Genomic DNA, 24,023 nt, shown 5'->3' with positions numbered 1-24,023 from the left:
CCATGATCCGCGCAACCCTGATCGCCCTGTCCATCCTGCTATCCCTGCCCGCGGCCGCAGAAACCCGCGTTCCTACCTCGCAGTCGGAAATCGGTCTCGGCTTTGCGCCGGTCGTCAAGAAGGCCGCGCCCGCCGTGGTCAACATCTATGCCAGGATCATCACTGCGGGCCACAGCAGCCCGATGTTCAACGATCCTTTTTTTCGGGATTTTTTCCGAGGCTTCGGGCAACCTCAACCGCGCGTGCAGAACTCGCTCGGGTCTGGCGTGATCCTGACGGACGACGGCTATGTGGTGTCGAACTACCACGTGGTAGGCATGGCGTCAGAGATCCGGGTCGTGACCACTGATCGCCGGGAATTCAGCGCGCAGGTGGTACTGGGAGACGAGGAGAGCGATATCGCGATCCTGCGGCTGGACGATGCCCGCGACCTTCCCAATCTTGCCCTGCGCGACAGTGATCATGTCGAAGTGGGCGAACTGGTGCTGGCCATCGGCAACCCGTTTGGCGTGGGGCAGACCGTCAGCAGCGGTATCGTCTCGGGCCTTGCCCGTTCGGGGACCGCCACGGGAAATGCGCGCGGCTATTTCATCCAGACCGATGCGCCGATCAACCCCGGCAACTCGGGCGGTGCGCTGATCGACGTCAACGGTGACCTGATCGGCATCAACACCTCAATCCTCAGCCGTTCCGGCGGGTCGAACGGGATCGGCTTTGCGATCCCTGCGAACCTGGTGGCCGAGTTCCTGCGTCAGGCACGGCAGGGCAACGCCGGTTTCGCCCGTCCCTGGGCCGGCATGGCGGGCCAGCCGATGACCGCCGATATCGCCGAGTCGCTGGGGCTGAGCATTCCCGAAGGCGTGGTGATCTCGGACCTGCACCCGCAAAGCCCGCTGGCCGAGGCCGGGTTCGCGGTCGGTGACGTGATCACAGAGGTGGACGGGCAAGTTGTGAATTCACCGTCGGAAATGAAATTCCGCATGTCCGTTGCCGGGATCGGAGGGACTGCCCGGATGACGCGTCTGCGTCAGGGCGAGCGTAGCGTTTTGGATGTGGCGCTGACCGAAGCGCCGGACGATCCGCCTGCACAGGAAACCACGATGGGCGAGCGTACGGTCCTGCCGGGCCTGACCGTGGCCCGGCTGAACCCGGCCGTGATCGCGCGACTTGGTTTGCCCTTGTCGGCAAGTGGTGTCGTGGTGCTGGATCCCGGTCCATATGGCGCACGGGCAGGGGTGCAACCGGGAGACCTGTTCGGAGCGATCAACGGGGAAGAAATCGAAAGCACCGGGGATGTGGTGCGGGCACTTTCCGAAACCGGCCGCTGGATGCGGATGGATCTGCTGCGCCGGGGTCAGTGGATCTCGCTGCGGTTCCGGCTCTGACCGATGGCGGACCTGTTCGATACCGGGGCCGCAAGGTCGGAGCGCGAACCGCCCCGCCCGCTGGCCGACCGGCTGCGGCCGAAGTCGCTGACCGAAGTGATAGGTCAGGAACAGGTTCTGGGCGCCGAGGCGCCGCTGGGCGTCATGCTGGCCTCGGGTTCGCTGTCAAGCCTCATCCTCTGGGGGCCGCCGGGCGTGGGAAAGACCACCATCGCGCGGCTTCTGGCGCAGGAAACCGATCTGGCCTTTGTCCAGATCAGCGCGATCTTCACCGGCGTTCCGGACCTGAAGAAAGTGTTCGAAGCTGCGCGGTTGCGCCGTCAGAACGGGCAGGGGACGTTGCTGTTCGTCGACGAGATTCACCGGTTCAACAAGGCCCAGCAGGACGGGTTCCTGCCGCATATGGAGGACGGCACCATCCTGCTGGTGGGGGCCACGACCGAGAACCCTTCGTTCGAGTTGAACGCGGCGCTTCTGAGCCGTGCGCAGGTGCTGGTGCTGGAGCGGCTGGGTGCTGCGGATCTGGAGCATCTGACCGTGCGGGCGGAACGGGAACTGGACCGTGAATTGCCGCTGACGCCCGGGGCGCGGGTGGCGCTTCAGGAGATGGCCGATGGCGATGGGCGCGCGCTGCTCAATCTGATCGAACAAGTGGCGGCGTGGAAGGTCGCGACCCCGCTGGACCGCGAGGCGCTTGGGGCGCGGCTGATGCGCCGGGCTACCAAATACGACAAGAGCGGCGACGAACATTACAACCTGATTTCGGCGCTGCACAAATCGGTGCGCGGCTCGGACCCGGACGCGGCACTTTACTGGCTGGCGCGGATGTTGACGGGGGGAGAGGACCCGCGTTACCTGGCGCGTCGCATTACCCGGATGGCGGTCGAGGATATCGGGCTGGCCGATCCACAGGCGCAGTCGATCTGCCTGCACGCCTGGGAGGTTTACGAGCGCCTCGGCAGTCCTGAGGGCGAGTTGGCGCTGGCGCAGGCGGTGGTCTATCTGGCGCTCGCGCCGAAATCGAACGGGGCCTATGTGGGTTACAAGGCGGCGATGCGACTGGCCAAGCAATCGGGCTCGGCCCCGCCGCCCAAGCATATCCTGAACGCGCCGACCGGGTTGATGAAGGACCAGGGCTATGGCGCGGGCTATGCCTATGATCACGACGCCGAGGACGGGTTTTCCGGTCAGAACTACTTTCCCGACGGGATGGAGCGGCCGCAGCTCTATCAACCGGTCGAGCGGGGGTTCGAGCGGGAGCTGAAGAAACGGCTGGACTATTTTGCCCGGCTGCGGGAGCAGCGGAACGGATAGTCGGGCAGCCTGCGGGCGCCCCACTCGCCCACCCGCGCCCGCAGGCTGCCCTTGGTCCCTTGACTCTCGATAATGTGCGGGCGACAGACGGCGATGTTTTCTTTCGATCAAAAAGTGAGCGTTGTCCGGCGTACCGGCCGGGATGCGTGGAGGATGCCTGCATGAGCGGCGTACAGATTATCACCGTCGAACCCGGCGAGGGCGACCAGCGGCTGGACCGTTGGCTGCGCCGCCGTTTTCCGCACGTCGGGCAGGGCCGCATCGAGAAGATGTGCCGCAAGGGCGAGTTGCGCGTCGATGGGGCGCGGGCCAAACCCGCGACCCGGCTGGAAGAGGGGCAGCAGGTGCGCGTTCCGCCGTTGCCAGCCGAAGGGGAAAAGCCGCTGGTGCACAAGCCACGAGTCTCGGATGCGGATGCGCGGATGATCCAGGCCTGCGTCATTCATCGCGACGACCATGTGATCGTGCTGAACAAACCCGCCGGTCTGGCGGTGCAGGGGGGCAGCGGCCAGAGCCGACATGTCGACGGGCTGAGCGAGGCGCTGCGCTTTGGTTTCGACGAGAACCCGCGCCTGGTGCACAGGCTGGACAAGGATACTTCGGGTGTGCTGGTGCTTGCGCGCACACGCGAAGCCGCGACGCGGCTGACCGCCGCCTTTCGTCACCGCAACACGCGCAAGATCTACTGGGCCCTGGTTGCCGGTGTGCCTACCCCCTACCTGGGTGAGATCAAGACCGGCCTCGTCAAGGCGCCGGGCCACGGTGCGCGGGGCGAGGGCGAGAAGATGAACGTGGTCCATCTGAACGACATCGACAGCACGCCCGGCGCCAAGCGCGCGCATACCTATTACGCCACGCTCTATCGGGTCGCAGGGCGCGCGTCCTGGGTGGCGATGGAACCGGTGACGGGCCGCACCCACCAGTTGCGGGCGCATATGGCCGGGATCGGCCATCCGATCATCGGAGACGGCAAATACGGTGGATCGGGCCAGGAAAACCTTGGTGATGGCTGGGGCGCGCAATTGGGCGGGATCATCAGCAAGAAACTGCACCTGCATGCCCGCAGCCTGTCCTTCGAACATCCGGGCACGCGCAAGGTTGTTACCTATACCGCACCGTTGCCCGAACATATGCAGCAAAGCTGGGAGACCTTCGGCTGGACCGAGGATCTGGCCGCGGATGACCCGTTTGCGGAGCTGATGTGAGCGAGTCTTTGCGTCTTGTCCTGTTCGATGTGGACGGTACGCTGGTCGACAGCCAGGCGGCCATCGTCGGGTCGATGACCACGGCATTCGGTGCGCTGGGCCTGCCGGCTCCCGCACGCTCGGCGATCCTGTCGATCGTCGGGCTTTCGCTGCCGCAGGCGATGGCGCGTCTGGCGCCGCAGTTTGGATCCGGCACGCAAGGAAAACTGGTCGAAGCCTACAAGCAATCCTATCACGAAACCCGGCTTGCCACAGGAGCAGCGCATTCGCCGCTGTTTCCCGGTGCGCGCGAGGTGCTGGAGGCCCTGCATGCGGTCCCGCATCTCCTGCTTGGCGTGGCGACCGGAAAGTCAAAGCGCGGCCTTGATGGGCTGATCGAGGCGCATGGGCTGGAGAAATACTTTGTCACCCGGCAGGTGGCGGACCATCACCCGTCAAAACCGCATCCTTCGATGATCGACACCGCGCGGGCGGAAACCGGGGTGCAGGCTTGCGACACGGTGATGATCGGAGACACGAGTTTCGATATGGATATGGCCGCGGCGGCGGGGGTGGCGGGTATCGCGGTGGGCTGGGGATATCACCCACCGCAATCGCTGACACGGGCGCGGCACATGATATCCGCATTCCGCGACCTGCCGCCGCTGTTGACCGAAATCTGGACCTGAGACGATGAGCGACTGGAAACCGAAACGATTCTGGAAACTGGCGAGTGTCGCCGAATGCGAGGGCGGCTATACCGTCGAACTGGATGGCCGCCCGGTGAAAACCCCGGCCAAGACCCTGCTGGTCCTGCCTTCGCGTGCAATGGCCGAGGCGGTTGCCGTCGAATGGGATGCGCAGGAAAAGGAAGTCGATCCGCGCTCCATGCCGTTCACAAGGTCAGCCAATGCCGCGATCGACAAGGTCCGCGTGCAGCATGCCGAGGTGGCCGAACTTCTTGCGGCTTACGGCGATTCGGATTTGCTCTGCTATCGTGCTGTGACACCCGCCGAACTGGTTGCCCGGCAATCAAGACTCTGGGACCCGGCGCTGGATTGGGCCGCTGAAACCCTGGGGGTCCGTCTTGTGACCGTCGATGGCCTGATGCACCGCGCCCAACCGCTGGAAGCGCAGAAGAAACTGACTGCGCGCGTGCATGCCTTGTCCGATTTCCAACTCGCGGCGTTTCACGATCTCGTCAGTTTGAGCGGCTCGCTTGTCCTGGGTTTCGCCGCGGCGATGGCTTGGCGTGATCCGGACGAGATCTGGCGGATTTCCCGTCTGGATGAGATCTGGCAAGAGGAACAATGGGGGCCCGACGAGGAAGCGCAGGCCCTCGCCGAAATCAAGCGACAGGCCTTTTTGCACGCAAAGCGGTTCTTCGATCTCTCGTCCTGAGGCAAAATTCGTCAAACTGACGGCATTGGGATTGATCGTATGGTCAAAACCTGAACCAAAGCCTTGACCTTTGTTCGTGATTGCGCTCACACTTGATGCCATTGAAGGGAAACGCCCTTCGATCTCCGCGCCGCCGCCAAAGAGTGGCGGTCGAACCGTTCCGCAAAAGGAATGGAAAATCAGGAAGAGGTAAAAATGAAGAAATCCGTACTTTGGGGCGCTCTCACGGTAGCCGGTCTGGCAGCAGGTGCTGCTGCCGCAGGCACCATTGATGACGTCAAGGCTCGCGGCAAGCTGAACTGCGGTGTGACCACCGGCCTGGTTGGCTTTGCGGCACCGGATTCGAATGGGGAGTGGAAAGGTTTTGACGTGGCCCTGTGCCGTGCAGTTGCTGCTGCCGTGCTGGGTGATGGCAACGCGGTCGAGTTTGTCCCGACCACCGGCAAGACCCGCTTCACCGCCCTGGCATCCGGCGAAGTCGACGTATTGGCCCGCAACACTACCTGGACCTTCAGCCGCGATGTGGACCTGAAGTTCGAATTCGTGGGCGTCAACTACTATGACGGACAGGGCTTCATGGTTCCCAAGGCGCTGGGCGTGTCCTCGGCAAAGGAACTGGACGGCGCCACTGTCTGCATCCAGACTGGTACCACCACCGAACTGAACCTCGCGGATTTCTTCCGCGCCAACAACATCAGCTACGAGCCGGTTCCGATCGAAACCAACGCCGAAGCGCAACAGCAGTACCTGGCTGGTGCATGTGACGTGTACACCACCGACGCGTCGGGCCTGGCTGCAACCCGCGCCACGTTCGAGAACCCGGGCGATCACGTCCTGCTGCCTGAAATCATCTCGAAAGAGCCGCTCGGACCGCTCGTCCGCCACGGCGACAACGAGTGGGCGGACGTCGTTCGCTGGACGCTGAACGCCCTGATCTCGGCCGAAGAATATGGTGTAACCTCGGCGAATATCGACGAGATGGCAGCCGGTACCAACAACCCGGAAATCAACCGTATCCTCGGCACCGAAGGCACCCTGGGTGAAATGCTGGGCCTGGACGCCCAGTGGGCCATGCGCGCGATCAAGGTTGGTGGCAACTATGGCGAGGTCTTCGCCCAGAACATCGGCGAAAGCACCCCGATCGGTCTGGCACGCGGCCTGAACGCCCAATGGACTGATGGCGGCCTGCTGTATTCGCCGCCGTTCCGCTAAACATTCCTGCAAAAGGGCGCAGGGCAACCTGCGCCCTTTTCATATGCGAACAGATCAAACCGATCGCGACCGAGCCGGGGTTTAACCGGGCCAAAACAAGACGATCGGACCTCTACGGGGACGTCATTCATGACAACATTATCAGATCCACCGACACAGCAATTCCGCCTGTCGATGCTGGTTTACGATACTCGGTATCGCTCACTGACCTTCCAGGCGCTGGCCGCGCTGCTGCTGGCGTTATCGATCTTCTACCTGGGCAGCAACCTGATCAGCAACCTGCGCGCTGCCGGGCTGAACATTTCGTTCGAATTCCTCGGCGCGCCTGCCGGGTATGACATCAACCAGACGCTGGTCGAGTATGACAGCCAGTCGTCTCATGCCCGAGCGGCGGTGGTCGGCGTGCTGAACACGCTGGTCGTGGCGGTGCTGGCCTGTGTGACGGCCACCATATTCGGAGTTCTGGCCGGTGTACTCCGGTTGTCGAACAACTGGCTGGTGTCCAAGCTGATGGCATTCTACGTCGAGATCTTCCGGAACATCCCGGTGCTGATCTGGATCATCATCATCTTCACCATCATGACCGCGGTTCTGCCGGCCCCCAGCGCATTTCGTGGCGCCGAACCGGATGCCAGCATGGTCATGGGGTCCTTTGCCTTCACCAACCGTGGCATCTACACCCCTGCGCCGGTCTGGGGACCGGGTTCGATGGTGGTGGTTCTGACCTTCGTGGCCTCGATCGTGGCGATCATCGCCTACCGCAAGTACACAACCAAGCTGTTGTATGACACCGGCCGGTTGCTGCCTGTTTTCTGGCCCAGTATCGCGCTGTTCTTCCTGCCCACGATCCTGATGTTCTTCATCATGGGCAAACCGGTCACGCTGGATGTGCCCGAACTGAAAGGTTTCAACTTCCAGGGCGGGATCAAGGTTGGTGGCCCGCTGATCGCCTTGTGGTTCGCGCTGTCGATCTATACCGGCGCCTTCATCGCCGAAAACGTGCGAGCAGGCATCCAGGCGGTGAGCAAGGGCCAGACCGAGGCCGCCGCGGCCCTGGGGTTGCGCTCGGGCCGGATCATGAGCCTTGTGATCCTGCCGCAGGCCCTGCGGGTGATCATCCCGCCGCTGATTTCGCAGTATCTCAACATCACCAAGAACTCGTCGCTGGCCATTGCCGTGGGATATGCCGACATCACTGCCACTCTGGGCGGGATCACGCTGAACCAGACGGGTCGCGCGATCGAATGCGTACTGTTGCTGATGCTGTTCTACCTGACGATCTCGTTGTGCATCTCGGCCTTCATGAACGTCTACAATAACGCCATCAAGCTGAAGGAGCGCTGAGCCATGTCCGAGCAACATGCCCATGACGTCGCCTTCGTCCGGACCGAGTTCGTACCCGAATCCCCTCCGCCCGGAGTGGCCTCGGGGCCGGTCAAGTGGATGCGCGAGAACCTGTTCGCCTCCCCTGCAAACTCGGTCCTGACCCTGCTGTCGATCTACGCGATCTACCTGATCCTGTCGCCGACACTGCCCTGGATCCTGAACGGGGTCTGGACCGCCAGCAGCCTGAGCGAATGCCGTGAAATCCTGAATGGCACCAGTGGCGCCTGCTTTGCCGTGCTGACCGAACGCTGGCCTCAGCTGCTCTACGGGTTCAAGTATCCCGCGGATGAGTACTGGCGCCCGACCCTGGCCTTCGTGCTGCTGTTCATCGCGGCGGCCCCGGTCCTGTTCTTCGATCTTCCGCGCAAGCTGCTGATCTTCACCGGGCTCTACCCGTTCCTGGCCTTCTGGCTGATCTGGGGCGGCACCATCCTGACGCCGCTACTGGCGCTGGCGGGCTGCGTTGTGGGTGGCCTGGTCTACCAGCGTCTGGTTGCATCGAACTTTGCAGCCGGGTTCTTTGGCGGGATCGTGGCGGCCCTGGTCGTCTGGACGTTGGGCGGCGTGCTTATCCCCGAAGGCGCTTCGGACAATGCGCTGCTTCCCGCGGTTCCCAGCCGGGATCTGGGCGGCTTCATGCTGAACATGATGCTGGGGGTGACCTGCGTGTCCCTGTCCCTGCCAATCGGGATTGCGCTGGCGCTGGGCCGGCAGTCGAGCATGCCGCTGATCAAGTGGATCTGCGTGGTCTTCATCGAGTTTATCCGGGGCGTTCCGCTGATCACGCTGCTGTTCGTGGCCAGTGTCATGCTGTCCTATTTCTTCCCGCCGGAATCAACCGTCGACCTGTTCCTGCGCGTGGTGATCATGATCACCATGTTCTCCTCCGCCTATATCGCCGAGGTCATCCGCGGCGGCCTGGCGGCTCTGCCGCGCGGGCAGTACGAGGCGGCAGATTCGCTGGGGCTGGACTATGCTCAGGCGATGCGGCTGATCATCCTGCCGCAGGCGCTGAAGATCTCGATTCCCGGGATCGTCAACGTGGCGGTGGGCCTGTTCAAGGATACGACCCTTGTGTCGGTCATCTCGATGTTCGACCTGGTTGGCATGATCCGCGGTCCGATCCTCGCCTCGACTGAATGGAACGGTGTCTATTGGGAACTGCTGGGCTTTGCCGCCGCGCTGTTCTTCGTCGTCTGTTACGGGATTTCACAATACTCGCAGTGGCTGGAACGCCGTCTTGCGACCGACCATCGATAAGGAGGCCAGACAATGGCTGAAGCTCAAATGAAGGTCTCTGACCAGGTAGCGATCACCATCGACAAGATGAACAAGTGGTACGGGGCGTTCCACGTGCTGCGGGACATCAACCTGACCGTCTACCAGGGTGAGCGGATCGTGATCTGCGGTCCCTCCGGTTCGGGCAAGTCGACCCTGATCCGCTGCATCAACGCGCTGGAGGAACACCAGCAGGGCTCGATCACCGTGGATGGCACCTTGCTGTCCTCCGACCTCAAGAATGTCGACAAGATCCGGTCAGAGGTCGGGATGGTGTTCCAGCACTTCAACCTGTTCCCGCACCTGACCATTCTGGAGAACTGTACGCTGGCGCCGATCTGGGTACGCAAGATTCCCCGGAAGGAAGCCGAAGCGACGGCGATGCATTTCCTGGAAAAGGTCAAGATCCCCGAACAGGCCAACAAGTATCCCGGCCAGTTGTCAGGCGGTCAGCAGCAGCGCGTGGCCATCGCCCGCAGCCTGTGCATGCGGCCGCGCATCATGCTGTTCGACGAACCGACCTCGGCACTTGACCCCGAGATGATCAAGGAAGTGCTCGACACCATGATCGAACTGGCCGAGGAAGGCATGACCATGCTCTGCGTGACGCACGAGATGGGCTTTGCCCGCCAGGTCGCCAACCGCGTCATCTTCATGGATGCGGGCCAGATCGTGGAACAGAATGAACCCGAAGAGTTCTTTCTCAATCCTAAAAGCGACCGGACCAAGCTGTTCCTCAGCCAGATTCTGGGACATTGAACGGTTTGAAGAGACGAGAAAGGGCGGGAAGTCCCCGCCCTTTTCTATTCGATCAGTTCGCGTGGCACCACGAAGTCCAGTACTTCGCCGCTGTGCCATCGAACATCGCCCCACGCGTCGATTGCAAACTCGATCACGGTTGTAGCGCCGGTCGGATAATCGAAGAAACGCGCGTGGGAGGGTGCTTCTTCAACGATGTTGCCGGCAAACTCGGCGATTCCCGGATTGTGCCCCAGCAGTAAAACGGATGTGCCGGTGGCCGCTTTCAAGGTCTCCAGAATTTCTGTCGGACCGGCATGATAGAGCGCGTCGGTAAAGTGCGGCCGGGGATCGTCAAACGCCATCCCGGCCCAGGTTTCCCGCGTGCGCACCGCGGAGGAACACAGAACCTGATCGGGGATCCATCCTTTGTCGCGCAGCCATTCGCCAAGAGCCACGGCGGACTTTCGGCCACGATTGTTGAGCGGACGGGCGTGATCGCTCAGGGTATGATCGCCCCAGGAGGACTTGGCATGCCGGGTCAGGATCAGGGTGCGGGTCATCTGCGAAAAAACGCCTTCATATGGAGTGCGGACTGGGCAGGATCCCGGTGCGCTCCAGCACTAAGGGGGCAAGCGAGTCGGGCAGCACAGCCGTTATCCATACAATCAGACCCAGCGGCGGTGTCCAGATATCCGTGACAGGCGGCTACGTCATAGGCCCGTTCGGCGGACAGGGCTCCGACGGGGCAGGCGCGTGTGCAGGGGGCGTCACAGTCGGGGCAGGGATGCGGGAAGTCAGCCGGTGGCAGTTCGATACGCGCGGGCAGCAGGATCGCGCCACGGAGCGAGATCATCAGTCCGACGGTATCATGTACCATCATGCCGATTGGGCTGGTGTGAAACCGGCCCGACGCCAGTGCCCAAGCGATGAACGGCGGGTATGGCGGTCCGTCCGAAGGGTATTGTGTCGTCGCCCCGGCCGCGTCGGCCATGGCGCCAATCACCCGCTTTGACCACCGGTCCAGCGGATCGGGGGCCCCGTCGAGATACTCCGGCGCGGCCGTGAACACTGACCAGAAGCCCGGCCCGGTCCCCAGCAGAATTACGGTCGCTTCGTTGTCCGAAGGATGCAGCCCGCCCATCACGATCAGCGCGGATTCGGCTGCGGCGGTGGTGATCTCTCCAAGGATCATCGGCGGCGAAACGGCAGGAGCAGGCTCCAGCCCAGTTGCGAGGGGTTATCGTCCTGCCAGCCAAGACCGATGGTCATCCCTTCATGCCCCTTTGAGGGCTGCGCCACATAGGTTCCCATCAAACGATCCCAGATCGACAAGGCAAAGCCATAGTTGCTGTCATGCTCCTCGCGCAGCACCGAATGATGTACCCGGTGCATGTCGGGGGTGACAAGAACCTTGCGCAGCAGGCTATCCAGTGCAAGGGGCAACCTGAGGTTCGAATGTGTAAACAGGGCAGTGCCATTCAACAGGATTTCGAACAGGACCACTGCCAGGGCAGAAGCCCCGAGCAGGTAGACAAGCCCGATCTTGAGAAGCATGGATAGGGCAATCTCGACCGGGTGGAACCGGATCGCCGTGGTGACATCAATATCGGTATCGGCGTGATGAACCCGGTGGAGACGCCAAAGCAACGGTATCTTGTGAGTGACCAGATGCTGCGCCCAGATCGCAAAGTCCAGAATGAGTACGGCCAGCACGGTTTCGGCCCATGCCGGCCACCCCAGATGGTTGAACAGCCCCCAGCCTTGCGCCGAAGCATCCAGAGCTGCGCCAACTGCAAGCAACGGCAACCCAAAGGCCATCATGCGGAGCGTGACAGTGTTCAGTACAGATATCGACAGGTTCGTCAGCCAGCGCCTTGGCCGGCGCGGATGCGTCCCGCGGCGGGGGGCAAGCCGCTCGCAAACGGCGAACATAGCGAAAAGGCCGATGAACACAGCCAGACGGATCAGGCTTTCATTCTCCATCCATTCACATTTGTGCATGTGACGGAAGAACGCAAGCCCGCTTTATTCAATATCCGTTTACTCGGCGCGGATCAGTGACCCCGCGCCATGTTCGGTGTAAAGTTCCAGCAGCACCGCGTTGGCGACACGACCATCAAGGATGACGACAGCGCGCACACCCTTGTCGAGTGCATCGAGCGCTGTCTCTGTCTTGGGGATCATGCCGCCAGCAATCGTTCCATCCGCGACCATTTCGCGGATCTGGGCGGCCTTGAGTTCGGTCAGAACTTCGCCATTGGCATTCTTCACGCCCGAAACATCTGTCAGCAGCAGCAGTCGGTCGGCTTTCAGCGCCCCTGCGATGGCGCCTGCCGCGGTGTCGCCGTTGATGTTGAACGTCTCACCATTGCGCCCGGCCCCGAGCGGCGCAATCACCGGGATGATGTCATGGGCAAAGAGGTTGCGCAGCAATTCGGGGTTCATCTTCGAAGGCGTCCCCACGAAGCCCAGGCTGGGGTCGGTCTGGTCACAGATCATCAGGTCGGCATCCTTGCCTGAAAGGCCCACAGCCTTGCCGCCCTGACGGTTGATTGCCTGTACGATGCGCTTGTTGACGACGCCGGACAGAACCATCTCGACCACCTCGACCGTCGCGGTATCGGTGACCCGCTTGCCGTTCACGAATTCCGACTGGATGTCGAGCTTGTCGAGCATCGCATTGATCATCGGTCCGCCGCCATGCACAACGACCGGGTTCACACCCACCTGACGCAGGAGCACCACGTCCCGGGCAAAGCTTTCCATGCCTTCGTCGCTGCCCATGGCGTGGCCGCCCAGCTTGATCACGACGACTGCGTCATCGTAACGCTGAAGATAAGGCAGGGCGGCATTGAGCGTGGCGGCTGTGGCAATCCAATCGCGATTCATGTCTCGTTTCTTCATGGCAAGGGTCCCTCTGGCGCCCCGTGTTAGGGCTTTTAAGGGCGTCTGCCAAGGGCATTGCCACTGGTTGGCGCTATGTTACTCTCCGTGAAAATCTGCCACCGAGGGCGAAACATGCCACAGAAAACACTTGTCCTGACCGGCGCCAGCCGGGGTATTGGTCATGCGACCGTGAGACGGTTCGTCGCCGAAGGCTGGCGGGTAATCACCTGTTCACGCGAACCGGTCCCGCCGGGATGCCCTTGGAGCAACGGCGAGCGTAATCATGTCGAGATCGACCTGAGCGACCCGCAAGCCACCATCGCCGCCGCGGAAACCATTCGGGCGAAGCTGAATGGCCGGCTGGATGCGCTGGTCAACAATGCGGGGATTTCACCCAAAGGGCCGAATGGCGAGCGGCTCAGCACGCTGAGCACCGACCTGTCGGACTGGGGGCATGTGTTTCATGTCAACTTCTTTGCGCCGGTGGTGCTGGCGCGGTCTCTGAAGGATGAACTGGCAGCCGCCAAGGGCTCGGTGGTCAACGTGACATCCATCGCCGGATCACGTGTGCACCCCTTTGCCGGTGCCGCCTATGCGACGTCAAAGGCCGCGCTGGCGGCCCTGACGCGCGAGATGGCGCATGATTTCGGCCCCTTGGGCGTGCGGGTCAATGCGATCGCACCAGGCGAGGTCGAAACCTCGATCCTTAGTCCCGGAACCGAGAAGATAGTCGAGAAACTGCCCTTGCAGCGCCTTGGGCAACCCGCCGAGGTGGCCGCGGCGATCTATTTCCTCTGTTCTCCGGAAAGCTCTTACATCTCGGGAACCGAAATCGAGGTGAATGGCGCCCAGCACGTCTGATGCCGAGCCACTCTCTCAGACCAGATGGGCGATGATGGACCTCAGAGTCGGGATGCCATCGCCTTTTTCTGACGAGGTCAAGACGATTTCCGGAAAGGCGGCGGGATGCCTGGCCAGCGCGCCGCGCACCTGCGCCAGCACCTTTTCCCGTTCCGCGGCCTTGACCTTGTCGGCCTTTGTCAGCACGCATTGAAAGGTCACCGCGCTGGTGTCGAGCAGTTTCATGATCTCGTCATCGACCGCCTTGACCCCGTGGCGGGCGTCGATCAGCACAAAGGCACGGCGCAGGGTCTGGCGGCCGCTCAGATATTGTTTCAGCAGTTTCTGCCATTTCTCGACGATCTTGAGTGGCGCGTTGGCATAGCCATAGCCTGGCAGGTCGACCAGATAAAGATCGGGGCCCTGGGTAAAGTAGTTGATCTCCTGTGTCCGCCCCGGCGTGTTGGACGCGCGCGCCAGCCCCTTGGTGCCGGTCAGCGCATTGATCAGGCTCGACTTGCCGACATTCGACCGGCCGGCGAAACAGACCTCGATCCGGTCTGCGGGCGGCAGGCCGGACATGGCGACCACGCCTTTGACGAATTCCGACTGTCCGGCGAACAGCCTGCGCCCGGTTTCGGCGGCAAGTTCGTCGGGTTCGGCGGCAAGAGGGAAGGGAAGGCTGGTCATAGCGGGCGTACCTCGTCACCGATGCGGATATCGCCGCCTCGCAGCACCTCGGCCCGGACGCTGAAATCGCGATGCCCCCAGGTTTCGAGCGTGCCCAGAGTTTCGGCATCGCGGATCCCCGTTTCGGGATTGGTGTTGACGGACATGCACCGCTCGGTGCGTTCGCGCACGGCAAACACGACTTCTCCCACCCGCACTTCGCGGCCGATCCAGTCGAACTCCTCCCAGACCGGCAGGCCGTCGAACCAGATGTTGCTGCGCCAGCGCAGCGGCGACAGGCTGCGGCCCATCTTCTGCTCCACGGCGCGGTGAGACGCCATGTTGCACAATGTGATCGAGGGAAAATCGCTGTCGGTCATGCCGCGGCCCGGAACCCGGACGATACGGGCTGATTGTGCGCGGTTTTCCGGCATCAGTGGCATGACCCAGTCCAGAAACAGCGCCCCTTCCCGGTCTGGGGCAAAGGTCAGGTCGGGCCTGTCAGGATGGCTCAATGTCACGTCGTCACCGCGCAGTCGCGCGCTCATCGCCATCAGGGCCGGAACCTTTGAGACCAGTGTGAAATTCTGGCACGGCGCCCAGGCCGAGCCGTCGGCGCGCGACTCTTCATGCGCGACTGCCCAAATGCGATCCCCGGGCATGGTCTGCCCGGGGTTCAAACTGACGCTTTCCAGCGCCTCGCGTCCATGGCTCTTGATCGGATGCCGCCAGAGCCCGGTGACCTTTCCGGTCATTTCTTTTCGTCCTTTGGCGTGCGCTTGAAGCCCGACTTGATGTTGCCGAACACGTCCGGCTTGTACCCGTGGCTGCGCATGATGATGTACTGCTGGGTAAAGGTGATCGTGTTGTTGGCGATCCAGTACACCACGAGGCCGCTGGCAAAGCTGCCCAGCATGAACATGAACACCCAAGGCATCCAGGCAAAGATCATCGCCTGGGTCGGATCGGTGGGCGCCGGGTTCAGTTTCTGTTGCAGCCACATGGATATGCCCAACAGCAGCGGCAGTATCCCGATCAGGATGGTCGCGGCCAGCGAACCCGCCTCGGGCCCGGACCAGGGCATGAGGCCGAACAGGTTCATGATCGAAGTCGGATCCGGCATGCTGAGGTCCTGAAACGGTCCGAACCAGGGCGCATGGCGCAATTCGATCGTGACAAAGATCACCTTGTAGAGCGAGAAGAAGATCGGAATCTGCAGAAGGATGGGCAAGCAGCCCGCCGCCGGGTTGACCTTTTCCTTCTTGTAAAGCTCCATCATGCCCTGTTGGAGCTTTTGACGATCATCTCCGGCGGCTTCTTTCAGTGCCTCCATCTGCGGCTGAAGCTCTTTCATCTTCGCCATCGAGACATAGGACTTCAGCGCCAGCGGGAAGACGATCGCCTTGATGATCAACGTCAGGCCGATGATCGCCCATCCCATATTGCCGATCAGACCGTGCAACTGATGCAGCAGCCAGAAAATCGGCTTGGTCAGGAAGAAGAACCAGCCCCAGTCGATGCTGTCGATGTATTTCTGGACACCGTTGTTCTGATAGGCCCGGATGGTTTCCCACTCCTTGGCGCCAGCGAAGAGGCGGGTGCTGACCTGGGCGGTTTCGCCAGGCGCGACCGTCATCGTCGGCAGAACCGTTTCCGCCTGATAAATCTTGCGGCGGTCATCATATTTGGCGGCCGACCTGAAGGGAGAGCCTGCGTCGGGGATCAGAGTGGTCATCCAATAGTGGTCGGTAAAACCGATCCAGCCTTCGGACTTGTTCTGGAAAACTTCGGCCTGCGCGCCTTCGCCGGGGTCGATGTCGAACTTGCGCACATCCTTGTACTTGATTTCGGAAAGCGTGCCGTCGTTCATCGCCACGACGCCTTCGTGCAGGATGAAGAAGTTCTTCAGCCCGGGCAGGTCTGCATCTTCGCCGATTCCGTGGCGGGCAAGAATCCCGTAGGGCGCGGCGCTGATCGGCGCGGTTGTGGTATTCTCGACCGATTGGGTGACCGTGAACATGAAATCTTCGTCGACGGCGATCGTGTTGCGGAAGGTCAGACCGTTTTCATTGCTCCAGCTGAGAGTGACCGGCGTGCCGACACCCAGGGTTTCACCCTCGGTCACGGTCCACTCGGTCAACGGCCCTGGGACATCGGTTGCGGAAAGGCCGGATCCCGGTGCCCATCCGTAAAGCGCGTAATAGGCAGACGGCGAGCCGGTCGGGGCAAGAAGCTCGACAATCTCGGCGTCATCGTCCAGCGATACGCGGTAATCCTTGAGAGACAGTTCGTCTATGCGCCCGCCAAGCAGGGACATGCTGCCGGACAGCCGCGGGGTGTCGATGGCGACGCGCGGAGCATCGGCTTTCACGGTGGCGTCGGCCGCAGCCGCGGCGGCATCACCAGCGGCGGCAGCCGGCGCCGCCGCATCGGGAGCCTGAATGCCCGTCCCCTGTGACGTGGTAATCGCCGTGTCCTGCGGTGCATTGCTTTGTTCGGGCGGCGGGAACAGGATGAACCACACCAGGATCACCAGAAAGCTGAGCGCTGTTGCGAGGATGAGATTCTTGTTCTGATCGTCCATCGGGGACAGCCACCTTGTGCAGTGAAAGACCACGCAGGGTTCAACAGAGTGATGGCACAAAGGTCAAGCGGAATCGCCCTTTTTGTCGGTTTCAAATGACCGGGGCTGGCAAGATTCAAATGACTTCATCTGGTTTGCCGGCCAATCCGCGGTGCCTCCTGCAATTTGGCACGGTGCTGGGCGATCCAGTCCAGCGTCTGGTCAAAAGGCATCGGCTTGCCAATTCCGTGCCCTTGCACATGATCGCAACCCAGTTGCGCCAGCACCGCATGTTCACCGACGGTTTCCACTCCCTCGGCCAAAGTTTCGAGACCCAGACGTTCAGCCATGGTCAGGATGGCTGCGACCATGCGTTGCTGCTCGGGGTCGCGATCCGCCTTCATCACGAAGGATCTGTCGATCTTGATGCGTGTTATGTCGAAGCGGCGGATCGAGGCGATGGAGGCATGGCCAGTGCCGAAGTCGTCCAGATCTATGCGGCAGCCCAGCTTGCACAGACCTGCGATGTTACGGGCCACCACATCGTCCGGCGAATTTGAAAACACCGTTTCAAGGATTTCCACCGTCAACCGGTCCGGTGTCAGGTTGAAACGGTCCAGTTCCCATCGTATCCGCTCGACCAGGCCCGGATTGTGCAATTCATCCGACGCAAAGTTGACGCCCACGCGCGGTACGTCGACCCCTGCACTGTCCCAGGCCTTGAGTGCCGTCAGTGCGTTGTAAAGCATGACCTGACCCAGTCGTTCCATCAAACCGGCCTGCTCGACGAGCGGCAGAAAGACATTGGGTGCAAGTACGCCACGGGTTGGATGGACCCAGCGGGCCAATGCTTCGAAACCGGTCACATTGCCTGTGTCTGTCGAAATCTGGGGTTGATACCAGGGCTGGATCTGTCCCTTCTCCAGGGCCTGTGCGATTTCGTCCCGCAAGTCGGGTTCACCGCCGGAGCTGAACAGCATGTCGTTCGTGTAGGCGCGAATCGCCGAAGGGCCGGCCTGTTGGGCGAAACCGAGCGCGGTTCTGGCAGCTTCCAGCCAATCGGTTGCACCGTGCCCCGGTGCGCGATTGCTCTGGCAGAAGCCGATCGAACAGGACACGTAGACGGCAACGCCATTCAGCGAGATCGGCTCCTCGACAGCGGATTGCATGCGCCCGGCCAATTGCATGCAAAGTTCCAGATCCAGATGCGAAACGGCGGACAGGCAGACCGCAAAGCTCTGCTCGCTCAGTTGTGCGACCACGTCATTGTCGCGCAAGGCCGCTGAGATACGTTCTCCGCACCGTTGCGAAACAAGATCGCCAGCCGCCCTGCCATGCTGGTCGATCAACTCGTCAAAATCGTCCAGATCAACGACGAAGCAGGCCGACTTCCGCCCTGTCTCTGTCGTGGTGCGAAAAACATGCCGGACTGCCGTGTCAAACATCTCGGGTGGAACCAGGCCCGATCGATTGATGCGCGTCGCGGACGCCTTTCCCGGCCATTTCCCGAAAGCCCCGGCAAAGGCGAACAGCAAAGGCAGGCCAAGAGCTGTCAGAAGCAGTGCGATTTCACCACCTAACCAATAGGCCCCCAGCGAGATCGCAGGCAAAAAGGCGAGTATCGGCGGGCCGGTCAGGATCGGCACGATCTCGTTTCGGATCTGGGTCAGGTACGGCTTTGTCAGCATTGGGTCCACCGGCAGTTCACGTGACGCGACGCGCGCCTTGTCGGACCCTAGGCAACCTGTCTGAGTCAGACGTTAACGTAGCCGTGGAATATCGCCAAAATTTTCGGATTTCTGCCCGGGATCCAGTTGCAGACTCTGAAAGTCAAAGAGTTTCGGGTCGAGCAGATGCGAAGGCCGCGCGTTCATGAGGGCACGGAACATGACCTGCCGGCGCCCGGGTCTGTTCTTCTCCCATCCGTCCAAAATGGCCTTGACCTGCTGGCGCTGCAACCCGTCCTGGCTGCCGCAGAGATCGCAGGGGATGATGGGATAGTTCATTGAGTTGGCAAATTTTTCGCAATCGGCCTCGGCTACATGCGCCAACGGGCGATAGACGAACAGATCGCCTTCTTCGTTCACCAGCTTGGGCGGCATGGTGGCCAGTCGACCGCCGTGGAACAGATTCATGAAGAAGGTTTCCAGGATGTCGTCGCGGTGATGGCCCAGCACCACGGCGGAACAGCCCTCTTCGCGGGCGATACGGTACAGGTTGCCACGCCGCAGCCGAGAGCAGAGCGCGCAGTAGGTCCGGCCTTGCGGCACCTTGTCGACGACAACGGAATAGGTGTCCTGGTACTCGATACGGTGCGGCACTCCCATGCGTTCCAGAAACTCTGGCAGAACGGTGGCGGGAAACCCCGGTTGCCCCTGGTCCAGATTGCAGGCAAGCAGGTCGACCGGAAGCAGTCCGCGCCATTTCAGCTCGTAAAGGACCGCAAGCAGGGTATAGCTGTCCTTGCCTCCCGACAGGCACACCAGCCATCGGGCGCCGCGTTCGACCATGCCATATTGCTCGATCGCCTCGCGCGCCTGTCGCACGATACGTTTGCGGAGTTTCTTGAACTCCGTCGTCGAGGGCGCGCCTGCGAACAGGGGATGGATGTCGTCGTTCTCGTCCAGCATGTGCGGGGCTTACAGCCTTTGGTGAAGCCACTCAAGGGGAGTCGCCCGATCCCGTCCCGCGCCGTCGGTCAACCCTCGCCCAGCCGGGTCAGAACGCCGCCCACGTCGCCGGCGGCGACGGCGCCGGGGACACGGCCGCTTTCCCCGGCCAGCCTCGTCGCCACATACATGTCCGCCACTGCGGCCGGGGCCTGCCGGATCAGCAGCGATGCGGTGAGCAACAACGCCGTGCGTTCGGCATACCAGCGTGCTTCTGCTTCGGGCGGCAGCGCGGACCAACGCGCCGCATGATCGGCCAAAGCCGTGTCGTACCTCGGATCCGCCCCGCGTGCAGCCTCCAGTTCGATGGTCAACGCTTCCCTGGCCAAGGGGTCGCGTGCCAGGCTGCGCAGGATGTCGAGACAGATGACATTGCCCGATCCCTCCCAGATGCCGTTCAGCGGGGCCTCGCGATAGAGCAGCGGCAGGCCGGTGTCCTCGACATATCCCATGCCTCCCAGCACTTCCATCGCTTCGACCACAACCACCGGACAGCGCTTGTTGGCGAGAAATTTTGCCAGCGCTACACCAATCCGGGCAAAGGCGCGGTCGGCGGGATCGCTGCTGTCAAAGGCGCGCGCCACCCGCAGGCCAACCGTCAGCGTGCCCTCCCAGTCCAGCACCAGATCGGCCAGCACCGCCCGCATCAGCGGCTGGTCGATCAGACGGCGCTGGAACGTGCTGCGGTGCAGGACCCAGTGATGTGCCTCGGCCAGCGCGGCGCGCATCAGCCCGGCAGGCGCCATTGCGGTATCCAGCCGCGTATGGTGCACCATCTCGATGATGGTGCGCACCCCGTCGCCCTCGTTGCCCAGTTGCCAGGCCAGCGCATCGTGGAACTCGACCTCGGACGAGGCATTGGCCCTGTTGCCCAGCTTCTCCTTCAAGCGCATCAGATGGATCGCGTTTCGCTCGCCCTCCAGCCAGCGCGGCAGCAGGAAACAGGTCAGCCCGCCCGGTGCCTGTGCCAAAGTCAGGAACCCGTCCGACATCGGGGCCGAGCAGAACCACTTGTGTCCCTTCAGACGCCAGTGGTCGCCATCGCGGCGGGCAAGGGTGGTATTGGCGCGCACATCCGAGCCGCCCTGTTTCTCGGTCATCGCCATGCCCAGCGTTGCGGCGCGTTTTTCGCCAATGGGGGTAGTTGCCGGGTCATAGGCGCGCGCCATGAGCCTGGGTCGCCACATTCGCGCCAGTGTTTCATCGGCGGACAAGGCCGGGATTGCCGCATAAGTCATCGTCAACGGGCAGCAATGGCCGGGTTCGACCTGACTGGCGAGGTAAACCATCGCGGCATGCGTGGCATGACCGCCGGCCGCGCCTTCCCAGGCGATTGCAGAATAGCCGGCACTCTGGCTCGCTTTCATCAACTGGTGATAGGCGGGATGAAACCGTACCTCGTCCAATCGACGGCCGCCCCGGTCGAATGTGTCTAGCCGCGGCGGGTTGGCATTTGCCTCGCGCCCGGCCTGACGCATCTCGGCCGTGCCCATGATGCGGCCATAGGCGGTCAGCGTTTCGACTTTCGCACCTGCCCGGACGGCAATTTCGCGCAGCACCGGATCGCTGGCCCAAAGGTCGATATCGCCGCGTTCTTCGGGTTGGTTGGATACATCGTGAGTGGTGAGCTGGGACAGGGGGGCAGAGCGCATGGCGATCTCGGACAGTTGTGTGGCTTTAGTATTCCGCCGGGCACGCGGCGCCGGTCAAGTCTGACGGTCCGTCACTCGTCCTTAGCTCCCGGGAACCGGTTCATGGCCGTGGCCGCCCGGCCGGGGCAATCAGGCCGGATCGTCCTGGTCGGTCGCAACCCCGATCGCCCTGTCTTTGAAACCGGGCGTTTCGGGTGTGAAACCGCCGATGTCCACAGCCAATCGCAATGCGGTCAATACCTTTTCTAGAACCCGTTTCTTGGAACTGTCCCGGCGCCAGATCATGCCAAGCGCCCGTTTTGGTCTATCCCCGCCCAAAGACAGGCGTTTGACCGGCAACTCAAACGGAGAAACGACGCAAGGTACGGGAACCAGAGAGACGCCAGGATTTGCCGGAGCCATGCTCGATATTGCTTCAAGGCTTTCCAGTTCCATGGTTTCCCTTACCTGGATATCCCGGCTCCGAAGCCAGTTTTCAATCACTTCGCTGACCACCGCATCCCGGTTGAAGCGAATGAACCATTCGGTTTTCAGGAGGTGGATCGGATCATCCGAGATTGCGCCCGGCGCCGCGAGCAATTGCAGTTTTTCCTCTGACACGAGTGTGAATTCCATGCCTGCAGGTAGCGACGGTGGCCGGGAAACGACGGCGGCATCGATCACGCCGCGTTGCGTGTCGGATATCAGTTGACGAGTCAGGCCGATCTGTACCGGCACATGGAGCCTTTCGAATTTCGTTTTCAGACTCGACACCGCAAGCGGGATCAGCCCCGGTCAGGCATGTCGGAACGGCACCCAGTGCCAGTTCGCCTGTCAGCCCGTCGTCTTCGGTGACCGACGTCACCATATTGTCATAGGCGGCAACAGCCGTTCGGGCTTTGTCGACTAGGGCGCGCCCGATCGGCGTGCGTTCCGGGGAACGTTTCGTCCGGCCGAACAGGCGGACACCCAACTCTGCCTCCAGGGTTTTCATCTGTTGGCTGACAGCGGCATGGGTCACGAAAACCCCAGATCCGGCGACGCTGAATGTTCCGTGCTCATGGATCGCGATCAGTGTGCGAAGCATTGTGATGGACAGGTTGACCGCCTTTGTTAAGCATTTCTTACGGGACTAAATGAACTGCCGACTTCTGGTGCGGAAATTCTTTCTTCCACGCATTTTACCGTTAAGACGCATCCATGGCAGGCCGGAACGCATTGTGTTATCGGCAAGCCATGATCATTCGCACCCATACAAAGGGCGATGCGCCCTCGACCGCGGTCTATTCGGATTGCGAACGGTACCGTTACAGTCTGACCCGGGTCTGGGATCCGGCCGGGCGCAAGGCGCTCTTTGTCATGTTGAATCCTTCGACCGCAACCGAAGTTCAGAACGACCCGACGGTCGAGAGATGCGAACGGCGCGCACGCACGCTGGGCTTCGGTGCGTTCCGGGTCACGAATATCTTTGCCTGGCGGGATACCGACCCGCGCAAGATGCGTGCGGCGGATGAACCGGTCGGGCCGGAAAATGACCGTGCCATTCTGGATGGCGCACACTGGGCCGATCAGATCATCGCGGCCTGGGGTACCCATGGTGCCCATCTGGGCCGTGGTCCGGCGGTTGAACGCCTGCTGCGCGGGACGGGCCTGCCACTGTTCCATCTCGGGTTGTCCAGGGAAGGACATCCGAAACACCCGCTGTACATCGGCTATGCCCAGCAGCCGGAGCCATGGGAGCGGGAAATCCGTTAACCATCTGATTCAAAGCGATTTGACGCGGCCATTGCTTGCATGGGATGCTGCTGCCGTAGGGTGTCGTGTGTTCGGAGTTCGCCAATGTTGATGCTTGCAGGGCTTCTGGGACTGGCTGCTGTCGGCGGGGTGGTCCTGATGACAACGGGGGGTGACGAAGAGCTTGATGACGAAGCCGATGAGGAACAACTGCTCGCGACCGAGCAGGAGATAATATCCATCGGATTGAACCAGGAAATTGATACCGGAGCCGCGCTTGGTGATGCGCCTCCCGAGTACCTCGTCTTGCCGGGCACGGAACTGGCAGAGCCTATCATTGGCGGTAGCGGGCCGGACCAGATCAACGGGTATGATGGCAACGACACGCTTTCAGGCGGCGATGGCAATGACACCATCCACGGCGGATCAGGAGGCGACGCCATGGAGGGTGGCGCAGGCGACGACCTGATCCATGGGGAAGACGGCGACGACAGTGAGGCGGGTGGCGACGGCGACGACACTTTGTTCGGCCATTTCGGGGATGACCTGATGCAGGGCGGCGCGGGTGATGACAGCCTGCACGGCGGGCAGGACGATGACAGGCTGGACGGCGGTGAAGGCGACGACGCCCTGCATGGCGGGCACGGCAACGACATCCTGACAGGGGACGGCGGGCAGGACAGCCTGTTCGGCAGCTTTGGCGACGATCTTGTTCTGGGCCTCGAAGGGGGGATTGCTTCGCCACTGGGTCCAATGGCTCAGAGTTTCGATTATCTCAACGGCGGCGACGGCGATGACACGTTGCTGGGCGGTTCAGGAGATATCATTACAGGCGGTTCCGGCTCGGATGCGATGATTACCGGTGATTGGGTGGTAGACGGAACTCCGGTTGAGATCATGGATTTCGAAACCGGCGTGGACCAGTTGCTGGTCGTCTGGAACACTCCCGGGGGCGCCGAACCGTCAATAGAAATCAACCAGGATCCGAACAATCCGAATGCGATCCGGGTTACCGTCGATGGTCAGGATGTGGCGGTCTTGCACGGAGTGGGCGGCATCCAGCCTGGTGACATTTCGCTGATCAATGAACTCTCGCTCGGGCAGGCAGCCGGCGGTGCCTGATCTTGGCT

At 61.9% G+C, this 24,023-nt stretch carries 23 protein-coding genes and 1 pseudogene; 12 read left to right on the top strand and 12 right to left on the bottom strand.

Features of this window, described 5'->3' with window-relative positions:
- The first annotated feature begins 2 nt into the window (after positions 1-2).
- From BLT75_RS06545 to BLT75_RS06505, 9 genes are all read left to right on the top strand, one after another.
- A complete protein-coding gene (locus BLT75_RS06545) occupies positions 3-1,385 on the top strand; it encodes a trypsin-like peptidase domain-containing protein (protein WP_093028962.1) in 1,383 nt (460 codons plus the stop codon).
- A gap of 3 nt (positions 1,386-1,388) precedes the next feature.
- Positions 1,389-2,699 (top strand): replication-associated recombination protein A, encoded by a 1,311-nt coding sequence (locus BLT75_RS06540; RefSeq protein WP_093028960.1) that lies wholly within the window; start codon positions 1,389-1,391, stop codon positions 2,697-2,699.
- 161 nt (positions 2,700-2,860) lie between these two features.
- Positions 2,861-3,904: an RluA family pseudouridine synthase gene (locus BLT75_RS06535; RefSeq protein WP_093028958.1), complete on the top strand. Its 1,044-nt coding sequence runs from the start codon at positions 2,861-2,863 to the stop codon at positions 3,902-3,904.
- A complete protein-coding gene (locus tag BLT75_RS06530; protein ID WP_093028956.1) occupies positions 3,901-4,572 on the top strand; it encodes an HAD-IA family hydrolase in 672 nt (223 codons plus the stop codon). Before BLT75_RS06535 ends, BLT75_RS06530 begins: the two co-directional genes overlap by 4 nt.
- Positions 4,573-4,576: 4 nt before the next feature.
- Positions 4,577-5,284: an ATP12 family chaperone protein gene (locus tag BLT75_RS06525; protein WP_093028954.1), complete on the top strand. Its 708-nt coding sequence runs from the start codon at positions 4,577-4,579 to the stop codon at positions 5,282-5,284.
- A gap of 195 nt (positions 5,285-5,479) precedes the next feature.
- On the top strand, positions 5,480-6,496 hold the full coding sequence (locus tag BLT75_RS06520; RefSeq protein ID WP_093029095.1) for an amino acid ABC transporter substrate-binding protein: 1,017 nt from the start codon (positions 5,480-5,482) through the stop codon (positions 6,494-6,496).
- A 129-nt stretch (positions 6,497-6,625) separates the two neighbouring features.
- Positions 6,626-7,840, top strand: coding sequence for an amino acid ABC transporter permease (locus tag BLT75_RS06515; RefSeq protein ID WP_093028952.1), 1,215 nt, complete (start codon positions 6,626-6,628; stop codon positions 7,838-7,840).
- A gap of 3 nt (positions 7,841-7,843) precedes the next feature.
- Positions 7,844-9,142 (top strand): amino acid ABC transporter permease, encoded by a 1,299-nt coding sequence (locus BLT75_RS06510; RefSeq protein WP_093028950.1) that lies wholly within the window; start codon positions 7,844-7,846, stop codon positions 9,140-9,142.
- Between the two features lie 12 nt (positions 9,143-9,154).
- Positions 9,155-9,919, top strand: a complete 765-nt coding sequence (locus BLT75_RS06505; RefSeq protein ID WP_093028948.1) for an amino acid ABC transporter ATP-binding protein — start codon at positions 9,155-9,157, stop codon at positions 9,917-9,919.
- 44 nt (positions 9,920-9,963) lie between these two features.
- On the opposite strand, the gene BLT75_RS06500 is transcribed toward BLT75_RS06505, so the two are convergent.
- From BLT75_RS06500 to argB, 4 genes are read right to left on the bottom strand one after another with little or no spacing between them, the layout of a single operon-like run.
- Entirely contained in the window at positions 9,964-10,461 is a 498-nt protein-coding gene (locus BLT75_RS06500) for a SixA phosphatase family protein (RefSeq protein ID WP_093028946.1), read from the bottom strand.
- On the bottom strand, positions 10,458-11,093 hold the full coding sequence (locus BLT75_RS06495; RefSeq protein ID WP_093028944.1) for a ferredoxin: 636 nt from the start codon (positions 11,091-11,093) through the stop codon (positions 10,458-10,460). The genes BLT75_RS06500 and BLT75_RS06495 overlap by 4 nt, the downstream gene beginning before the upstream one ends.
- Positions 11,090-11,884 carry a sterol desaturase family protein gene (locus tag BLT75_RS06490; protein ID WP_093029093.1) on the bottom strand — a complete coding sequence of 265 codons (795 nt, stop codon included), beginning with the start codon at positions 11,882-11,884 and terminating at the stop codon, positions 11,090-11,092. The genes BLT75_RS06495 and BLT75_RS06490 overlap by 4 nt, the downstream gene beginning before the upstream one ends.
- A 57-nt stretch (positions 11,885-11,941) precedes the next feature.
- Positions 11,942-12,805 carry an acetylglutamate kinase gene (gene argB / locus BLT75_RS06485; RefSeq protein ID WP_093028942.1) on the bottom strand — a complete coding sequence of 288 codons (864 nt, stop codon included), beginning with the start codon at positions 12,803-12,805 and terminating at the stop codon, positions 11,942-11,944.
- A 114-nt stretch (positions 12,806-12,919) separates the two neighbouring features.
- Between argB and BLT75_RS06480 the strand changes: the two genes are divergently transcribed.
- Complete coding sequence (locus BLT75_RS06480) at positions 12,920-13,648, top strand: SDR family NAD(P)-dependent oxidoreductase (RefSeq protein ID WP_093028940.1); 729 nt, start codon at positions 12,920-12,922, stop codon at positions 13,646-13,648.
- A 15-nt stretch (positions 13,649-13,663) separates the two neighbouring features.
- Here BLT75_RS06480 and yihA read toward each other — a convergent pair whose 3' ends face one another.
- From yihA to BLT75_RS24765, 8 genes and pseudogenes are all read right to left on the bottom strand, one after another.
- Entirely contained in the window at positions 13,664-14,317 is a 654-nt protein-coding gene (gene yihA, locus BLT75_RS06475) for a ribosome biogenesis GTP-binding protein YihA/YsxC (protein ID WP_093028938.1), read from the bottom strand.
- The gene (locus BLT75_RS06470; protein ID WP_093028936.1) at positions 14,314-15,051 is read right to left on the bottom strand and encodes an MOSC domain-containing protein; all 738 of its coding nucleotides are present in this window, start codon (positions 15,049-15,051) and stop codon (positions 14,314-14,316) included. The genes yihA and BLT75_RS06470 overlap by 4 nt, the downstream gene beginning before the upstream one ends.
- Positions 15,048-16,880 carry a membrane protein insertase YidC gene (yidC, locus tag BLT75_RS06465; protein WP_093028934.1) on the bottom strand — a complete coding sequence of 611 codons (1,833 nt, stop codon included), beginning with the start codon at positions 16,878-16,880 and terminating at the stop codon, positions 15,048-15,050. Before yidC ends, BLT75_RS06470 begins: the two co-directional genes overlap by 4 nt.
- Before the next feature lie 125 nt (positions 16,881-17,005).
- Positions 17,006-18,547 carry a putative bifunctional diguanylate cyclase/phosphodiesterase gene (locus BLT75_RS06460; RefSeq protein WP_093028932.1) on the bottom strand — a complete coding sequence of 514 codons (1,542 nt, stop codon included), beginning with the start codon at positions 18,545-18,547 and terminating at the stop codon, positions 17,006-17,008.
- Between the two features lie 72 nt (positions 18,548-18,619).
- Entirely contained in the window at positions 18,620-19,489 is an 870-nt protein-coding gene (ttcA, locus tag BLT75_RS06455) for a tRNA 2-thiocytidine(32) synthetase TtcA (protein ID WP_093028930.1), read from the bottom strand.
- A gap of 68 nt (positions 19,490-19,557) precedes the next feature.
- Positions 19,558-21,180: an acyl-CoA dehydrogenase family protein gene (locus tag BLT75_RS06450; protein WP_093028928.1), complete on the bottom strand. Its 1,623-nt coding sequence runs from the start codon at positions 21,178-21,180 to the stop codon at positions 19,558-19,560.
- A 129-nt stretch (positions 21,181-21,309) separates the two neighbouring features.
- Positions 21,310-21,897 (bottom strand): LysR substrate-binding domain-containing protein, encoded by a 588-nt coding sequence (locus tag BLT75_RS24770; protein WP_245706385.1) that lies wholly within the window; start codon positions 21,895-21,897, stop codon positions 21,310-21,312.
- Positions 21,898-22,132: 235 nt separating this feature from the next.
- Positions 22,133-22,246 (bottom strand): annotated as a pseudogene (locus tag BLT75_RS24765) (LysR family transcriptional regulator); the annotation flags it as partial.
- Between the two features lie 149 nt (positions 22,247-22,395).
- Here BLT75_RS24765 and BLT75_RS06440 point away from each other — a divergent pair.
- Together BLT75_RS06440 and BLT75_RS25050 are read left to right on the top strand one after the other, a co-directional pair.
- Complete coding sequence (locus BLT75_RS06440) at positions 22,396-22,914, top strand: DUF1643 domain-containing protein (RefSeq protein WP_093029091.1); 519 nt, start codon at positions 22,396-22,398, stop codon at positions 22,912-22,914.
- An 84-nt stretch (positions 22,915-22,998) separates the two neighbouring features.
- The gene (locus tag BLT75_RS25050) at positions 22,999-24,015 is read left to right on the top strand and encodes a calcium-binding protein (protein WP_093028926.1); all 1,017 of its coding nucleotides are present in this window, start codon (positions 22,999-23,001) and stop codon (positions 24,013-24,015) included.
- The last annotated feature ends 8 nt before the right edge of the window (positions 24,016-24,023 follow it).

It is taken from the genome of Ruegeria marina (assembly GCF_900101475.1).
In the GTDB taxonomy this organism is placed as follows: domain Bacteria; phylum Pseudomonadota; class Alphaproteobacteria; order Rhodobacterales; family Rhodobacteraceae; genus Ruegeria_B; species Ruegeria_B marina.
This window is presented reverse-complemented; position numbering and strand designations above follow the sequence as displayed.

Coding starts and splice junctions, on each gene's coding strand:
- BLT75_RS06545 (WP_093028962.1), top strand. CDS start 3: ATGATCCGCGCAACCCTGATCGCCCTGTCCATCCTGCTATCCCTGCCC.
- BLT75_RS06540 (WP_093028960.1), top strand. CDS start 1,389: ATGGCGGACCTGTTCGATACCGGGGCCGCAAGGTCGGAGCGCGAACCG.
- BLT75_RS06535 (WP_093028958.1), top strand. CDS start 2,861: ATGAGCGGCGTACAGATTATCACCGTCGAACCCGGCGAGGGCGACCAG.
- BLT75_RS06525 (WP_093028954.1), top strand. CDS start 4,577: ATGAGCGACTGGAAACCGAAACGATTCTGGAAACTGGCGAGTGTCGCC.
- BLT75_RS06520 (WP_093029095.1), top strand. CDS start 5,480: ATGAAGAAATCCGTACTTTGGGGCGCTCTCACGGTAGCCGGTCTGGCA.
- BLT75_RS06515 (WP_093028952.1), top strand. CDS start 6,626: ATGACAACATTATCAGATCCACCGACACAGCAATTCCGCCTGTCGATG.
- BLT75_RS06510 (WP_093028950.1), top strand. CDS start 7,844: ATGTCCGAGCAACATGCCCATGACGTCGCCTTCGTCCGGACCGAGTTC.
- BLT75_RS06505 (WP_093028948.1), top strand. CDS start 9,155: ATGGCTGAAGCTCAAATGAAGGTCTCTGACCAGGTAGCGATCACCATC.
- BLT75_RS06500 (WP_093028946.1), bottom strand. CDS start 10,461: ATGACCCGCACCCTGATCCTGACCCGGCATGCCAAGTCCTCCTGGGGC.
- BLT75_RS06495 (WP_093028944.1), bottom strand. CDS start 11,093: ATGATCCTTGGAGAGATCACCACCGCCGCAGCCGAATCCGCGCTGATC.
- BLT75_RS06490 (WP_093029093.1), bottom strand. CDS start 11,884: ATGGAGAATGAAAGCCTGATCCGTCTGGCTGTGTTCATCGGCCTTTTC.
- argB (WP_093028942.1), bottom strand. CDS start 12,805: ATGAAGAAACGAGACATGAATCGCGATTGGATTGCCACAGCCGCCACG.
- BLT75_RS06480 (WP_093028940.1), top strand. CDS start 12,920: ATGCCACAGAAAACACTTGTCCTGACCGGCGCCAGCCGGGGTATTGGT.
- yihA (WP_093028938.1), bottom strand. CDS start 14,317: ATGACCAGCCTTCCCTTCCCTCTTGCCGCCGAACCCGACGAACTTGCC.
- BLT75_RS06470 (WP_093028936.1), bottom strand. CDS start 15,051: ATGACCGGAAAGGTCACCGGGCTCTGGCGGCATCCGATCAAGAGCCAT.
- yidC (WP_093028934.1), bottom strand. CDS start 16,880: ATGGACGATCAGAACAAGAATCTCATCCTCGCAACAGCGCTCAGCTTT.
- BLT75_RS06460 (WP_093028932.1), bottom strand. CDS start 18,547: ATGCTGACAAAGCCGTACCTGACCCAGATCCGAAACGAGATCGTGCCG.
- ttcA (WP_093028930.1), bottom strand. CDS start 19,489: ATGCTGGACGAGAACGACGACATCCATCCCCTGTTCGCAGGCGCGCCC.
- BLT75_RS06450 (WP_093028928.1), bottom strand. CDS start 21,180: ATGCGCTCTGCCCCCCTGTCCCAGCTCACCACTCACGATGTATCCAAC.
- BLT75_RS06440 (WP_093029091.1), top strand. CDS start 22,396: ATGATCATTCGCACCCATACAAAGGGCGATGCGCCCTCGACCGCGGTC.
- BLT75_RS25050 (WP_093028926.1), top strand. CDS start 22,999: ATGTTGATGCTTGCAGGGCTTCTGGGACTGGCTGCTGTCGGCGGGGTG.